Origin of the sequence: Saccharopolyspora sp. NPDC000359 (genome assembly GCF_040300525.1) — a bacterium.
Taxonomy (GTDB): domain Bacteria; phylum Actinomycetota; class Actinomycetes; order Mycobacteriales; family Pseudonocardiaceae; genus Saccharopolyspora.
Genome location: NZ_JBEPDU010000035.1, coordinates 19,409 through 33,870, shown reverse-complemented (window position 1 = coordinate 33,870; position 14,462 = coordinate 19,409). Strand labels below are relative to the sequence as shown.

At 68.5% G+C, this 14,462-nt stretch carries 13 protein-coding genes; 3 read left to right on the top strand and 10 right to left on the bottom strand.

What is annotated here, in order from left to right; genetic code table 11:
* Nucleotides 1-292: 292 nt before the first annotated feature.
* From ABT324_RS21835 to ABT324_RS21825, 3 genes are all read right to left on the bottom strand, one after another.
* A complete protein-coding gene (locus ABT324_RS21835) occupies nucleotides 293-910 on the bottom strand; it encodes a TetR/AcrR family transcriptional regulator (RefSeq protein WP_351180494.1) in 618 nt (205 codons plus the stop codon).
* Nucleotides 907-2,349, bottom strand: coding sequence for an FAD-dependent monooxygenase (locus tag ABT324_RS21830; RefSeq protein ID WP_351180491.1), 1,443 nt, complete (start codon nucleotides 2,347-2,349; stop codon nucleotides 907-909). Before ABT324_RS21830 ends, ABT324_RS21835 begins: the two co-directional genes overlap by 4 nt.
* An 80-nt stretch (nucleotides 2,350-2,429) precedes the next feature.
* Nucleotides 2,430-3,596, bottom strand: coding sequence for a D-alanyl-D-alanine carboxypeptidase family protein (locus ABT324_RS21825; protein WP_351180488.1), 1,167 nt, complete (start codon nucleotides 3,594-3,596; stop codon nucleotides 2,430-2,432).
* A 157-nt stretch (nucleotides 3,597-3,753) separates the two neighbouring features.
* On the opposite strand from ABT324_RS21825, the gene ABT324_RS21820 reads away from it, so the two are divergent.
* Entirely contained in the window at nucleotides 3,754-3,984 is a 231-nt protein-coding gene (locus ABT324_RS21820; protein ID WP_351180485.1) for an SCO4848 family membrane protein, read from the top strand.
* A gap of 18 nt (nucleotides 3,985-4,002) precedes the next feature.
* Here the strand turns inward: ABT324_RS21820 and ABT324_RS21815 are convergent, their stop codons facing one another.
* From ABT324_RS21815 to sdhC, 7 genes are all read right to left on the bottom strand, one after another.
* Entirely contained in the window at nucleotides 4,003-5,442 is a 1,440-nt protein-coding gene (locus ABT324_RS21815; protein WP_351180482.1) for a hypothetical protein, read from the bottom strand.
* Nucleotides 5,430-6,797: a KGGVGR-motif variant AAA ATPase gene (locus ABT324_RS21810; protein ID WP_351180479.1), complete on the bottom strand. Its 1,368-nt coding sequence runs from the start codon at nucleotides 6,795-6,797 to the stop codon at nucleotides 5,430-5,432. The genes ABT324_RS21815 and ABT324_RS21810 overlap by 13 nt, the downstream gene beginning before the upstream one ends.
* Nucleotides 6,794-7,264 (bottom strand): hypothetical protein, encoded by a 471-nt coding sequence (locus ABT324_RS21805; RefSeq protein WP_351180476.1) that lies wholly within the window; start codon nucleotides 7,262-7,264, stop codon nucleotides 6,794-6,796. Before ABT324_RS21805 ends, ABT324_RS21810 begins: the two co-directional genes overlap by 4 nt.
* A 107-nt stretch (nucleotides 7,265-7,371) precedes the next feature.
* Complete coding sequence (locus ABT324_RS21800) at nucleotides 7,372-8,082, bottom strand: succinate dehydrogenase iron-sulfur subunit (protein ID WP_502949783.1); 711 nt, start codon at nucleotides 8,080-8,082, stop codon at nucleotides 7,372-7,374.
* A gap of 74 nt (nucleotides 8,083-8,156) precedes the next feature.
* Nucleotides 8,157-9,947: a succinate dehydrogenase flavoprotein subunit gene (gene sdhA / locus ABT324_RS21795; protein WP_351180471.1), complete on the bottom strand. Its 1,791-nt coding sequence runs from the start codon at nucleotides 9,945-9,947 to the stop codon at nucleotides 8,157-8,159.
* Nucleotides 9,948-10,017: 70 nt separating this feature from the next.
* Nucleotides 10,018-10,437 (bottom strand): succinate dehydrogenase hydrophobic membrane anchor subunit, encoded by a 420-nt coding sequence (locus ABT324_RS21790; protein WP_351180468.1) that lies wholly within the window; start codon nucleotides 10,435-10,437, stop codon nucleotides 10,018-10,020.
* 5 nt (nucleotides 10,438-10,442) lie between these two features.
* Complete coding sequence (gene sdhC / locus ABT324_RS21785; RefSeq protein WP_351180465.1) at nucleotides 10,443-10,877, bottom strand: succinate dehydrogenase, cytochrome b556 subunit; 435 nt, start codon at nucleotides 10,875-10,877, stop codon at nucleotides 10,443-10,445.
* 439 nt (nucleotides 10,878-11,316) lie between these two features.
* Between sdhC and ABT324_RS21780 the strand changes: the two genes are divergently transcribed.
* Nucleotides 11,317-12,480 (top strand): BMP family lipoprotein, encoded by a 1,164-nt coding sequence (locus ABT324_RS21780; RefSeq protein WP_502949782.1) that lies wholly within the window; start codon nucleotides 11,317-11,319, stop codon nucleotides 12,478-12,480.
* Nucleotides 12,481-12,639: 159 nt separating this feature from the next.
* Nucleotides 12,640-14,178: an ABC transporter ATP-binding protein gene (locus ABT324_RS21775; RefSeq protein WP_351180459.1), complete on the top strand. Its 1,539-nt coding sequence runs from the start codon at nucleotides 12,640-12,642 to the stop codon at nucleotides 14,176-14,178.
* The last annotated feature ends 284 nt before the right edge of the window (nucleotides 14,179-14,462 follow it).

The window sequence follows — 14,462 nt, the reverse complement described above, 5'->3', positions numbered from 1 at the left end:
TCTTCGCGTGGGGGGGTTGGTTCTGGGTTCATAGCGGGGGGTGGTTGCTTTGGGGGTGTTGCAATTTCAATCGAAATTGCGTCGTTCTCGACGTAGCTCGCGGTGGCGACGTGGCAATTTCAATCGAAATTGCAGAGGTCACCGCCCCTCTGATCCGTGTGATGTGGTCCTGGTGTCGTGGCTCCTCGGGGGCGTGTGATGTGGGTTTTTGTGGTGTCACCGCTTCTTGGGTGGGCGTGTGGTGTGGTTTTTGTTTGCGTGTGAGTGGTCTTCTAGCAATTGCTTCCTGGGCTCAGGTGTCATTGCTCAGTAGACCTGCTCTTCGGTACACCGACTCCAGGTAGGCCTGGGCCCTGGTGGGGTTCAGGGGTTCTGGTTGGAGGAGGCGGAAGAGAACCGCTCCCACCATCATGTCGATCAGTACTTCCAGGTCGGCGTCGGGTGGGACCGCGCCCTCGGACTGCGCTCGTCGCAGGAGGTCCCGGGTGGTTTGGCGCCGGGGGACGACGTAGTCGTGCCAGTAGGTCGCCATGAGTTCTGGGTGGCTGGCGCTGGCTCCGAAGATTCGGGCGATCATGGCGCGCAGGCGCGGGTTGGCGATTGCTTCGGCCAGGCCGGGCAAGACCTGCCGGACCAGTTCTTCCAGCGGTGCGTCGGGGTTGGGGGGTGCCGTTCCGGGGGTTTCGTCGCGGGCGGATTCGATCGCGGCCGCCAGCAGTGCTTCCTTGGAGTTCCAGCGGCGGTAGACCGTGAGCTTACCCACTCCGGCGCGCTTGGCGATCTGCTCGATGCTGGTGCCTTCGACGCCGCCTTCGATGAACAGGTCCAGGGCGGCTCGCAGGATTGCTCGATCGGCCTCGGGGTTCCGGGGGCGTCCGCGTCGGGCGCGCTTGGGCTCGTCGGCGTTCATGCGCTCCTCCCCGCGAGCAGCGTCTTCTCGATCCAGCGGTTGAGGTCGGTCGTGCTGGTGCTGCGCCAGGCCAGGTGGGCGTCCGGGCGCACCAGCCAGATCTCGTCGCGCGGTTGGTTGGCCGTCAGGTGCGTGACGGCGTCTCCGAGTGGGGTGGTGAGCTGCTGGTTGGCGAGGAGGGCCCAGTGGCCACCGAGTTCGGTGTGGAGGCGGGTGGGGCGGTTGCCGTTCCGGCACGGCAGGTCGGGGACCCGGTCGCCCGGGCGCGGGCGGGGGCCGCGGCGGGAGCCGAGGGGGCCGTTGCGGTAGTTCACCCACAGCTGGGAGGCCAGCCAAGTCCCGCGGCGCTGAACCACGTCGAGGTTGGCCACGCGGGTGAAGAGGTTGCGGACCGCTCGGCCCACCGCGCCTTCGGCCAGCATGAGCTTGGTGTTGGCCGTGGTGCTGCGCAGGACGTCCTGCGCCAGGGGGCGGCGTTCGGCCTGGTAGGTGTCCAGGAGTGCGGCACCAGCGCGTCCCCGCAGCACCAAGGCAAGCTTCCACGCGAGGTTCTCGGCGTCACCGATGCCGGTGTTCATGCCCTGGCCGCCGAAGGGGCTGTGGATGTGCGCGGCGTCCCCGGCGAGCAGGACCCGACCGGCGCGGTAGCTGTCGACGAGGCGGCGGTGGATGCGGAAGGCCGAGGCCCAGGTTGCCTCGCGCAGCCGCGCGTCGGTCCGGCCGGTGCGCTCGGTGAGCAGTCGGCGCAGCTGCGCGAGGACGTCGTCCTCGACGTGCTCGACGTCGGCCATCAGCCGCCACCGGTCGTCGGTCGCGCTGTGCATCGGCATCGCGATGAACAGGCCGTCGCGGGCGAACCAGCCCGACGAGCCGCGGCGGTCCAGGTCCCAGTCGGCGTCGACGTCGGCGAGCAGCCACTGGTCCACCAGCGCAGCGCCGGGGAAGCCGATGCCGACGAGCTTGCGGACCGCGCTGTGCGCGCCGTCGCAGCCCACCACGTAGTCCGCGTGCGTGGCCTCGCCCGAGATCGTGGCGACCACGCCGTCGGAGCCCTGCGCGAGGTCGGTGAGCTCGCGGCCCCACTCGATGGCGCCGCCGAGCTCGGCCAGCCGTCGCCGCAGCGCGGCCTCCACCTCGGCCTGCGACACCACCAGCGCGGAGAGCTGGTTGCCCTCGACCTCTCCGAAGCTGACGGTGGCCAACGGCTTGTCCGCGGCGTGCAGGGTGATCCGGATGGCGTGCTGCGCGCGTTCTGGCAGATCACCGAGGGCGCCCAGCCGGTTGAGCACTTCCACGCCGCGCGCGTGCAGGATGTTCGCCCGCGACGTGGTCGCCGGTTCGGCGGCACGATCGATGACCCGCACCGGGACGCCGTGCGCCCTCAAGCCGCATGCCAGCGCTAAGCCGGTAGGGCCGGCTCCCACCACGAGAACGCCCATCGTCCGCTCCAATTAATTAACGATACGGGACCGTAAACTAATTGAACCACGGCCGGGGGCCGCCGGGTAGTGCTCCCGGATCAGGGGTGGTCGTCGCCGCTGCTGCGCCGTCGCCGGGCCAGGGCCGCTCGGCGGCGCTGCACGGCGATCGCGGCGGCCACGGCGACACCCGCCGCAGCCAGCAGGGCGAGCGGTCCGCCGACCGTGCCGAACAGGGACGGGTCCGTCGGCTGCGCCTGCACCCGGTCCGGCTCCGGCTCGCCGTCCGCGGGCGGCGCCGGGGAGGCGGTGACCAGCTCGCCGACCGGCTCGCCGCCCAGCGCGAAGCCGTAGTCCAGCAGCCGCATGGTCTGCGCGGACAACCGGATCGGCTGGTTCTCGCCGCGCATCAGCACGGCCACCAACCGCCGCCCGTCGCGCTCGGCCGCGCCGATGTAGGTGTGCCGGGCGTCGTCGGTGAACCCGGTCTTGCCGCCCAGCCCGCCCGGGTAGGACCGCAGGACCTGGTTGTCGCTCCACACCTCCAGCGGCGGACCGCCCGGCGCCCCGGGCAGGAACGCCGAGTGGGTGCTCACGATCTTGGCGAACTCGGGTTCCCGCATGGCCACCCGGAAGATGGTCGCCAGGTCGTAGGCGGAGGTGCTCATGCCCGGGCCGTCCAGCCCGGACGGGGTGGCGGTGCGGGTGTCCAGCGCCCCGAGCGATTCGGCCAGCGCGTTCATCTTGTCGACGGTGACCTCGACACCGCCCATCTTCACCGCGAGCGCGTGCGCGGCGTCGTTGCCGGACCGCAGGATCAGGCCGGTCAGCACCTCCCGGACGGTGTAGGTGGCGCCGGGCGCGAGACCGACCCGGCTGCCCTCCTGGTTCGCGTCCTCCTGCGTGGCCACCAGGGTGTCGTCCAGCCGCAGCTCGCGGAGCGCGGTCAGCGCGGTCAGGACCTTGATGGTGGACGCCGGGCGGTGCCGGGCGTGCGGGTCGTGGGCGGCCAGCACCTCACCGGTGTCCAGGTCGGCGAGCACCCAGCTGGCCGCGGTGACCTCCGGCGGCGGAGCGGGGGCGCCAGGCGGCAGGACCGGCCCGCAGCGGCTCAGCTGGTCGCCGCCGACCGGCGTCTCGGGCACCGGCACCGGTTCCGGCGCGGGTTCGCCGGGCAGCGGCACCTCCGAGGTGTCCACCGGCGGTGGTGGGGCGGCTGCGGGGCACTCCTGCGCGTGCGCGGTGCCGCTCAGGAGCGGGAGCGCCACGCCGAGAGCGCAGAGGACGACCTTGGTGCGAAGCAGGACTACCGAACCGCGGGCACTTCGAGGCACACGCAGCAGGCTAGCCAATCCACGACCCACGCGTACCGGCAACGCCCACCCGGACCGGTGGGTGAGGCGGGTTACAGCGGATACTGGCCCCGTGACGATTTCCCGACGTGTTGCGCTGTTCCTGCTGGCCTTCGGCGTGTGGTCGTACCTGCTGTGGCCGAACTTCGCCCGCAACATCTGGAACAGCGACCGCTCCTGGGCCGACGGCTCCCCGACGAGCTACCTGGTCGTCCACCTGGTGCTCGCGGTGGTCTCCCTCACCCTCGGCACGATCATCGGCATCCTCGGCTGGCGAGCCCTCCGCGCCACCCGCAAGAGCTGACCACGGTGGAGGCCAGGGTCAGGACTGCCGCACCCTGGGGACCCCTCCCTTTCGTCCCAGGCCGAACGCGATCCGGTAGATGTCCGGCAGGTCGAGCCTGCCGTCCTTCCGGCGCGTCATGATCCCGAGTTCGATCAACTCGTCGATGAGCTTGCCCGGCCTGAGGTCACGAGGGCCCGCAGGTGACTCGTCATCCGGGGACTTCTGCTGGAGTGCCGCGAGATCGGACTGCACTTCCGCGCGTTGCCAACACGCCTCGACCTCGGATTGCTCGATCGGGACCTGCCTGCCGCGCAGCGGGTCGATCGTGGTTGGCACCCAGTTGATGTCGTCGGTGATTTCCTTCAGGCGCATGGAAGAGGCGCTCTGAACGCCTTGCTTGATCGGTTCCCAGTGCAGCGCGAAGGCGTGGCTGGGGTGTTGGTCCTCGGAGTTCTCCGTGGCTGTCCGGAGCGCGTTGAGGAAGCTGCGTGGGCTGACCTGGCCAGCCCCGTCGGCGAGGTGGTTGGGAACCCACGTGTAGGTGTGTCCCCTCCTGCGGTCAGGTCCCATGTACGGGCCCGCGATCGAGACGAAGGCGGTGTGCTGGCGGTCGGGATCTCCGAGCAACGGCTCTGGCGGCAGGAACCTGCTGCTACTGCTCGTCCATGCTCCGGTCATGTTGCGGAACGTGGCGGAATGTTCGTCGTCCGCGTTCCCGAGGTAGTGGAAGAGCAGGCCGTAGAGGTTGGAGCGGGGCCATTGGAGATCGGCTTGGTTGGAGAGGATCTTGGAGGCGTCTGAGAAGTTGAGTTGGAGCTTGTCGAGCCAGTCGTGGCGGATGAAGACCTTGGCTCGGAGGTTGCGTGTCGTGATGCGCAGGTCGAGCGCGAGCTGAAGCATCCCGATCGTCAGCTGATCGGCGTGGTCCCGATTCGAGTGGAGCCATTCGAGCGCATCGAACAGGAAGAGTTTTGTCGTGCCGGTGGAGTCTGCGTCCTGGTCGGCGCGAATCAGCCATTCATCGGTGTCTTCAGCGTGGTCGCGTATCCATTCGACGCGTTCCGACCACTTCCCGGACTGCAGTTCTGGGTGGCCGAGCGCCTTCAGCACGACGGTTTCCCAGATGATCTTCGCGTTAGCGCGTTGAAGGAGGTCTTCCAGGGTCCGCTGCCGCGGGTAGCTCTCGCTCTGGTCCGCCCCGAAACCTGGGAAGGCTCGGACTCGGCGAAGTTGGGGGAGTCGGTATTCTTCGGCGGCGATCTCCCGGAGTTCGTCGTCTTGCAGGGCCTGGAACCACACCGTCTTGCCGACACCTCGGCCGCCCTTGACCACGGTGACGTCCGGATCCAGTGCACGTCGGTGGGCTTGCGGGGTGAACAACGAGCGCGGATCGGGTGAGATGGTGTTCGAGTCGTAGCTTGTCGGGAGCGCCCCTCGCAGGAGGGATCGATATTCTTGTGGTGTCAATTCTTCCACGGCTTCTCTCCGACGATCAGGTTGGTCGTGGCGGTGAGGAAGTGCTCGTATGCCGCCCGCGTGAACGGGTTGTCGTGCCATCCTGGCTCGGCCGCGTGATTCAATCCGACCAGATCGCTCGTGAACAGGATTGGAAGCGGGGAGTGCGGCGCATCCTCGTCATCCGGGCCGAAGCTGAACGCGTCCATGTCGTCGGATGCGTCGGTGTCGTCGTAGAGGGTTTCCGCGAAGCAGAGCTGCGCATTTTCTCGGAAACTCCGGAGGTAGCTCTCCTTGTTGTTGCCCGGAACGAGTGCCGCGACCACGCGCAGCCGACGTCGAATGTCATCAACGCGGTTGAGGGAGATCTTGTGCCACTGCTCGAACAGTGTGCGGTAGCCGGTCCAGGACGCCTGGTTGTCGCTTGCGAACAACAGGCTGAGCCAGCTGAGTCGGGTGATTGCGATTGCGGCTATGTCGTGAATCCCGGCCCGGCTGTCGATCAGGACGACGTCCGGTCGACCACTGCGCTCGGCGACCTGCTGTTCGGCCTCCTTGACAGCTTCCTCGAGGCGTTCCGCGAGCGTGTGCGGGGTGTCGTGGTTCTCGGCTGGGACTTCTGTGTAGATGCGGTTCAGCTTGGCCAGGTAGTCACGATGCCGCGGTGTCCCGGCCGGACCACGCACCCTGTCGGATGTTGCTGGGCGCCCGTCAGCAGCGAAGAGCCATACCTCGCCGTTTCCTGACGAGGGCCGGACGATGTCACTTCGGCTGACCAGATCAAGCCCGGCCTCGTTGCCAACAGCAGATTCGACGAGGTAGTCGACGATGCCGTGCTGTGCTCGGTTCTCGGGCGGTTGCAGGAGTTCGCCGACACCAGGCGACTCCAGGTCCAGATCAACCACCAGCACGCACAATCCCTGTTCGGCCAGGTGCTTGGCGAGCATGAACGTCGCAGTCGAGCGTCCCACTCCGCCTTTGAAGCCGTACAGCGTGATGCGGTTCTCCTTGGCCGCGGGGTGTGGGCGCAACCAATCAGCACCCACCACTGTGCGCTCCAGAAGCGAAAATGCCCCGCGTCCCGAATCGGGATCGGCTTCGTGCGCGACGACCAGGTCGGGCGAGTTCAACACCGCCGAAGCGGTGAACATCTCACTGGCGCGCAACACTGGAGTGGCGGCGGCGAACGGGCCAGCGGCCGCGCGCACCCGATCGTCCAGATTCGCCGGGAGGTGGCCCTGACCACGGTCGTCGATGACCAGGCGAAGTCGTCCCACCAGGTCCCGGACCAACACGACTTCAAGCCCATTGCGGCTGACTTCGTCGGCAAGTGCGTAGACGTTTTCCCACGCGGTGTCGAAACGGATCGTGGTCACGGCAGCACCCCGGTGATCTTTGCTTCTTCGTAGAAGGGCAGTACCTTGCGCGCTGCGGCGAGGTGCTGGTCGGCGCGAGTGACGTCGATGTGCGAACCCTCCGCATAGCGCTCTGCCACGTCCCACTGGTGGAACGGGTTCTCCTGGGGCATGGCTTGGTGGAACGTGCTGCCGCTTCGGCCGCTGGAGACCACTGCGATCTCGTCCCACAGCGTGGGGAGGTGCCCGTATTCGTGCTTGTCCTTCTTCTTGCTGCCTCTGGGGTGCGCGCGATGGTTGGGTCGGTTGCCCTCGTCGATGTAGCCGCCCAGGTAGCTGGTGAGGACGGCTTTCAACCCGCATTCCGCGGCGATGCCGGCCAGGTGGTCGGCGTTGGGTAAGCGCTCCTGGCCGCGCAGGAGCTGAGCGTCCTGGTAGTGCCGGAACGCAGCCGCGAAGAAGGTTTCTGCAGACGCGGGGGTGGTCATGATCGGGATCGTACTGACCGGGAGTGACCACGCGTGCGCAGTTGGTGGTCGAAATGGGACCGGCGCCCATCCCGGGTGGGGTGGGCGCCGGTCCGGAAGGGGGTGGGTCAGCGGCGGCGGAACATCAGGGCTCGCTTGACCTCCTGGATCGCCTTGGTGACCTGGATGCCACGCGGGCAGGCGTCCGTGCAGTTGAAGGTCGTGCGGCAGCGCCACACGCCGTCGACGTCGTTGAGGATGTCCAGGCGCTCCTCGGCACCCTCGTCGCGGCTGTCGAAGATGAACCGGTGGGCGTTGACGATCGCCGCCGGGCCGAAGTAGTTGCCGTCCGACCAGTACACCGGGCACGACGTGGTGCACGCCGCGCACAGGATGCACTTGGTGGTGTCGTCGAACCGGGCCCGCTCGGCCACCGACTGGACCCGCTCGCGGGTCGGCTCGTTGCCCGAGGTGATCAGGTACGGCTTGATCGACCGGTACGCCTCGAAGAACGGCTCCATGTCGACGATCAGGTCCTTCTCCACCGGGAGGCCCTTGATCGGCTCGATGGTCAGCGTGGTCTCGCCGCCCTTGGCCAGCATGTCCTTCATCAGGACCTTGCAGGCCAGCCGGTTGACGCCGTTGATCCGCATCGCGTCGGACCCGCACACGCCGTGCGCGCAGGACCGGCGGAAGCTCAGCGAACCGTCGATGTACCACTTGATGTAGTGCAGCAGGTTCAGCACGCGGTCCGAGGGCAGCGCCGGGATCCGGTAGGACTCCCAGTGCATGTCCTCGTCGGTCTCCGGGTTGTACCGCAGGATCTTGACGGTCACCATCGTGGCGTCGTCGGGGATCGGCGGTGCGTCGTCCGGGATCTGGTTCTTCTCGGGGGAAGTGGTGGCGGCGGTCATCAGTACTTACGCTCCATCGGCTGGTACCGGGTGACGACGACGGGCTTGTAGTCCAGCCGGATGTCGGCCTGGAAACCGGTGAGCCCCAGCGGGGCGTCCGGGTCCTCCTGCTCGGGCAGCACCTTGTACTGCATGCTGTGCCGCATGAAGTTGACGTCGTCGCGGGCGGTGTAGTCCTCGCGGGCGTGCCCGCCGCGGGACTCCTTGCGGGCCAGCGCGGCGTTGACCAGGGCCTCGGCCAGGTCGAGCAGGAAGCCCAGCTCGACGGCCTCCAGCAGGTCGGAGTTGTACCGCTTGCCCTTGTCGTGCACGGCGATGCGGCCGTAGCGCTCCTTGAGCGCCTGCACGTCCGACAGCGCCGTCTTCAGCGTCTCCTCGGTGCGGTACACCGACGCGTTGGCGTCCATCGTCTGCTGCAGCTCGGTGCGGATGGTGGCGACCCGCTCGCCGCCGTGCGCGGTCCGCAGGTGGTCGACCATGCCCTCGACCAGCTTGGTCGGGTTCTCCGGCATCTCCACGTGGTCGTGGCCCAGCGCGTACTCCGCGGCGGCGATGCCGGACCGGCGGCCGAACACGTTGATGTCCAGCAGCGAGTTGGTGCCCAGGCGGTTGGAGCCGTGCACCGAGACGCAGGCGCACTCACCGGCGGCGTAGAGGCCGGGGATGACGTTCTCGTTGTCCCGCAGGACCTCGCCCTGCACGTTGGTGGGGATGCCGCCCATCGCGTAGTGCGCGGTCGGGTAGACCGGCACCGGCTCCTCGGTGGGCTCCACACCCAGGTAGGTGCGGGAGAACTCCATGATGTCCGGGAGCTTCGCCTCGAGCAGGTCCTCACCGAGGTGGGTGACGTCGAGCAGCACGTAGTCCTTGTTCGGACCCGCGCCGCGGCCCTCCAGCACCTCCAGGGCCATCGACCGGGCGACGATGTCGCGCGGCGCGAGGTCCTTGATGGTCGGGGCGTAGCGCTCCATGAACCGCTCGCCGTCGGCGTTGCGCAGGATGCCGCCCTCACCGCGGACGCCCTCGGTGATCAGGATGCCGAGCCCGGCCAGACCGGTCGGGTGGAACTGGTAGAACTCCATGTCCTCCAGCGGCAGGCCCTTGCGGTAGATGATGCCCATCCCGTCGCCGGTCAGGGTGTGCGCGTTCGAGGTGGTCTTGAAGACCTTGCCGAAGCCGCCGGTGGCGAAGATGACCGCCTTGGCGTGGAAGACGTGGATCTCGCCGGTGGCCAGCTCGTAGGCGATGGCGCCGGTGCAGACCTGCTGCCCGTCGGGGCCCTCGCTGAGCATGATGTCCAGGACGTAGAACTCGTTGTAGAACTCCACGCCGTGCTTGACGCAGTTCTGGTACAGCGTCTGCAGGATCATGTGGCCGGTGCGGTCCGCGGCGTAGCAGGCGCGGCGGACCGGGGCCTTGCCGTGGTCGCGGGTGTGGCCGCCGAACCGGCGCTGGTCGATCTTGCCCTCGGGGGTCCGGTTGAACGGCAGACCCATCTTCTCGAGGTCCAGGACCGCGTCGATGGCCTCCTTCGCCATGATCTCGGCGGCGTCCTGGTCGACCAGGTAGTCACCGCCCTTGATCGTGTCGAAGGTGTGCCACTCCCAGTTGTCCTCTTCGACGTTGGCCAGCGCCGCGCACATGCCGCCCTGGGCGGCACCGGTGTGCGAGCGGGTGGGGTAGAGCTTGGTCAGCACGGCGGTGCGAGCGCGCTGCCCGGATTCGATCGCGGCGCGCATCCCGGCGCCCCCAGCGCCGACGATGACCACGTCGTACTTGTGGAATTGCATGGTCGCCTCCTCGGGCGGCGGCGAGGTCCGGGGTTGGCGACGACCCCGCCGCGGATGTGGTCGTCTGCGGCTAGCCGATGTTCGGGTCGAAGGTGAACAGGACGAAGGTGCCCAGACCCACGGTCAGCACGACCGAGACGTACAGCAGCATCTTCAGCCAGAAGCGCGTGCCGTCCTTGCGCGAGTAGTCGTTGATGACGGTACGCAGCCCGTTGCCACCGTGCAGGCCGGCCAGCCACAACATCGTCAGGTCCCACATCTGCCAGAACGGGGACGCCCAGCGGCCCGCGACGAAGGCGAAGTTGATCCGCTGCACGCCGCCGTCCAGGAACAGCATGATCAGCAGGTGGCCCAGCACCAGGAAAAGCAGGACCACGCCGGACAGCCGCATGAACAACCAGCTGTAGAGCTCGAAGTTGTTGCGGCGGGCGGCCGGCCGGGACGGGGTGCGCGGCTTCTCCACGGAAAGCGGTGCGTCGGTGACGGTCATTGCCCTCAACCCCCGAAGAACTCGTTGACCGCGCGGCTGAGCAAGCTGATCGCCGCCGGGATGATCAACACCAACCAGAGCACCACGACGGTCCACAGCATCGGCTTCTGGTACTTGGTGCCCTTGGACCAGAAGTCGACCAGCATCACGCGGATGCCGTTGAACGCGTGGAACAGCACGGCCGCCAGCAGACCCAGCTCGAAGAGGATCATCACCGGGTGCTTGTAAGTCTCGATGACCGTGTCGTACGCGTTCGGCGAAACCCGCACCAGTGCGGTGTCCAGGACGTGTACGAACAAGAAGAAGAAAGTGAGTACGCCCGTGATCCGGTGGGCGACCCACGACCACATGCCCAGATCGCCGCGGTAGAGACGCCCCTTGGCGCGCGGCGCGGTGGCGCGCTCCGGTGCGTCGGCCGCGGAGGCGGTGGTGCTGGCCATGGTGGAAGGCCTCCAACCTCGCTGGTGGACTGACGGCCCCGTTCGGGAACATGAGCGACCGGCATCGAGTCGCAGTTGGTCCCAATCAGCATTGGGTGCACGCCCGTCACCGGCCACGAACAGGGGCCTTGACGCATCGGATGCTAGACCCGACCAATCGCCCGGGCCTACTCGCCCGTGCCCTCTGTGATCGACCAGACAAGTCCGCTGCTCCGGTGGATCGATGTAGAAATCATTTCGTGACACGCGAGCGATGCACAAGCAGCAGCGTCAAGACTTAATTTCGAGAGCCACGTCACCGAATGGCGTGCGCCGCGGACCGGACGAACAATTCACCGAGGACGACACCATCGTGTGGAGTTCTGTCGGGTCGCGGCGCCCGGGGCACCGGGCGCGCGGTCGGGGGACCGCGGCGGGACCAACAGGAAAGGGGAACGGCATGCGGCGGACGCCGATCTGGAGGCGCTCGGGTGCCGGAGGTTCACGAACGGCCACCGCGGTGGCGGTGTTGCTCACCGGCTCGCTCGTGCTCGCCGGTTGCGCGAAGGACGGGGGCGGCGGCGGGGGCACCGACAACGCCGACGGCCAGGGTTGTCAGCTGAACGCCCCACCGGCCGCAGCCGCACCACCCGCACCGCCGACGCAGCCCGCGGCGCCGCCGGAGGCGAAGGACCTGCGGGTCGGGCTGGCCTTCGACATCGGTGGGCGCGGCGACGCCTCGTTCAACGACGCCTCGGTGGCCGGGCTGGACCGGGCCAAGCAGGAGATGGGCTTCACCGACGTCAAGGAGCTCGACGCCGGTGCCGGCGAGCCCGAGGACGCCAAGCAGACCCGCCTGCGGCAGCTGGCGCGCGAGGGCTACAACCCGGTGATCGCGGTCGGCTACGCCTACGCCGACGCCATCAAGGTCGTCGCACCGGAGTTCCCCGGCACCAAGTTCGCGATCATCGACGAGCAGGTCGAGGGCGTGCCCAACGTCACCTCGCTGGTCTTCGCCGAGGAGCAGGGCTCCTTCCTGGTCGGCGTGATCGCCGCGCACCGGTCGAAGAACTGCCAGGTCGGGTTCGTCGGCGGGGTGGAGACGCCGCTGATCCAGAAGTTCCAGGCCGGGTTCGAGGCGGGCGCCAAGGCCGCCGCGCCGGACATCGAGATCGACAGCAAGTACCTGACCCCGGCCGGTGACTTCAGCGGCTTCCAGGACCCGAACAAGGGCACCGAGGTCGCCACCGGGCAGCTGGAGTCCGGGGCGGACGTGGTCTACCACGCGGCGGGCGCCTCCGGTAAGGGCGTGTTCTCGGCGGTGGAGCAGGCCGGAGCCAAGGCCATCGGGGTGGACTCCGACCAGTACAACCAGCCGACCGTGGCCGAGTACAAGGACGTGATCATCTCGTCCATGCTCAAGCGCGTCGACCTGGCGGTCTACGACTACATCTCCGCGGTCGCCCGCGACGACCTCGGGTCGCTGCCGAAGAAGTTCGACCTCGCCATCGACGGCGTCGGCTACTCCACCTCGGGCGGCATGGTCGACGACCTGGTGCCGGTGGTGGACGCCTACAAGAACGCCATCGCCAACGGTGACATCAAGGTCTCCGACAAGCCGTGACGTGCGCGGTGCGGGGCGCCTCCGCTGGCCGGGGGTGCCCCGCGCGCTTCACCCGGGACGGTGGCGGTTTCGCGCCAAACCGTCCCCACCGGACCGAAACCGTCCAAAGTTGAGCGTCCGTCCGCTTCGCTGCCGCGAGACGACGTCCCTTGGAGCACCATGAACACCGCCACCGACCCGGACCCCGGCGAGCCACCGGCCGTCGAGCTGACCGGCATCACCAAGACCTTCCCCGGCGTTGTCGCCAACTCCGACGTGAACCTGTCGGTGCGCACCGGTGAGGTGCACGCGCTGTGCGGCGAGAACGGCGCGGGCAAGTCGACGCTGATGAAGATCCTCTACGGCATGCAGGCGCCGGACTCCGGCACGATCCGGGTGCGCGGTGAGGAGGTGCGCCTGCGCACCCCGGCCGAGGCGATCCGGGCCGGGATCGGCATGGTGCACCAACACTTCATGCTGGCCGACAACCTGACCGTGCTGGAGAACATCGTGCTCGGCGCGGAGGGCGCGCACGGCATCGGTGCGAAGGCCCGCCGCGAGGTGCTGGCGCTGGCCGCCCGGGCGGGCTTCGAGCTGCGGCCGGACGTGCTGGTCGAGCGGCTCGGGGTGGCCGACCGGCAGCGCGTGGAGATCCTCAAGGTGCTCTACCGCGGCGCGCGGATCATCATCCTGGACGAGCCCACCGCGGTGCTGGTGCCGCAGGAGGTCGACGAGCTGTTCGCGACGCTGCGCACCATGCGCGAGCAGGGCTTCACCTTCCTGTTCATCTCGCACAAGCTCGACGAGGTGCGCGCGATCGCGGACACGATCACGGTGCTGCGCCGCGGCACCACCATCGGCACCGTGCCCACCAGCGAGGTCACCAGCCAGCAGCTGGCCGAGATGATGGTGGGCAGCGAGCTCCCGGTCCCCGAGCGCGGCGAGTCCACGGTGACCGACCGCGAGGTGCTCGTGCTGTCCGAGCTGACCGCCGCCGAGCAGGGCCGCGCGGTGCTGTCCGACGTCGACCTGGTGGTGCGCGCCGGGGAGGTGGTGGGCATCGCCGGGGTGGAGGGCAACGGCCAGACCGAGCTGGTCGAGGCGATCATGGGCATGCGCCCGGTCGACTCGGGCCGAATCATCCTCGGCGGGCGCGACCTGACCGGCCTGTCCACCCTGGCCCGCCGGGAGGCCGGCATCGGCTACGTGCCCGAGGACCGGCACCGGCAGGGCCTGCTGCTCACCGAACCGCTCTGGTACAACCGCATCCTCGGCCACCAGACCCGCCGCCCGACCGCTCGCGGCCGCTGGCTGGACCGGCAGGGCGCGCGGGCCGACGCGGCGCGGATCGTCGACGAGTTCGACGTCCGCACCCCCGGCATCGAGGTCGACGCGGCCGCGCTCTCCGGCGGCAACCAGCAGAAGTTCGTGGTGGGCCGGGAGCTCTCCGGCGACCCGAAGCTGCTGATCGCGGCCCACCCGACCCGCGGCGTGGACGTGGGCGCCCAGGCGGGCATCTGGGACCACCTGCGGGCGGCCCGCGCCGAGGGCCTGGCGGTCCTGCTGATCTCGGCGGACCTGGACGAGCTGATCGGCCTGTCCGACACCATCCGAGTGATGTTCCGAGGCCAGCTCGTCGCCGAAGCGGACCCCCGCGCGGTCACCCCGGAGTCCCTCGGCGCGGCAATGACCGGAGCTCAGGACGGTGAGGTCGCATGAACAACCCACCCCAACCCCCACCAACCGCGAAGCTGCCCCGGCGGTGGTCCGCTGCGCACAACCAGCTCCAGCCCGCACGGCACACCCCAACCCAGTCACGGGGAACCACGGTGAAGCGGCGCCGGCGATTGGTCGGTGACCACAACCCGCTCCAACCCGAGCGCTCGATCCAGTCACCAGCAACTGCGGAGAGGCACTGGCGGTGGTCCGCTGCGCACAACTCACCCCGGTGCCGAGCAGCCCGCAACGGGACCTCAGGGGACCGTGACGCAACCCAGCCACAA

What these genes read in the sequence shown, in the direction of transcription:
- ABT324_RS21800 (WP_502949783.1), bottom strand. Translation starts at nt 8,082, where the DNA reads ATGGTGACCGTCAAGATCCTGCGGTACAACCCGGAGACCGACGAGGAC.
- ABT324_RS21780 (WP_502949782.1), top strand. Translation starts at nt 11,317, where the DNA reads ATGCGGCGGACGCCGATCTGGAGGCGCTCGGGTGCCGGAGGTTCACGA.
- ABT324_RS21835 (WP_351180494.1), bottom strand. Translation starts at nt 910, where the DNA reads ATGAACGCCGACGAGCCCAAGCGCGCCCGACGCGGACGCCCCCGGAAC.
- ABT324_RS21775 (WP_351180459.1), top strand. Translation starts at nt 12,640, where the DNA reads ATGAACACCGCCACCGACCCGGACCCCGGCGAGCCACCGGCCGTCGAG.
- ABT324_RS21805 (WP_351180476.1), bottom strand. Translation starts at nt 7,264, where the DNA reads ATGACCACCCCCGCGTCTGCAGAAACCTTCTTCGCGGCTGCGTTCCGG.
- ABT324_RS21790 (WP_351180468.1), bottom strand. Translation starts at nt 10,437, where the DNA reads ATGACCGTCACCGACGCACCGCTTTCCGTGGAGAAGCCGCGCACCCCG.
- sdhA (WP_351180471.1), bottom strand. Translation starts at nt 9,947, where the DNA reads ATGCAATTCCACAAGTACGACGTGGTCATCGTCGGCGCTGGGGGCGCC.
- sdhC (WP_351180465.1), bottom strand. Translation starts at nt 10,877, where the DNA reads ATGGCCAGCACCACCGCCTCCGCGGCCGACGCACCGGAGCGCGCCACC.
- ABT324_RS21830 (WP_351180491.1), bottom strand. Translation starts at nt 2,349, where the DNA reads ATGGGCGTTCTCGTGGTGGGAGCCGGCCCTACCGGCTTAGCGCTGGCA.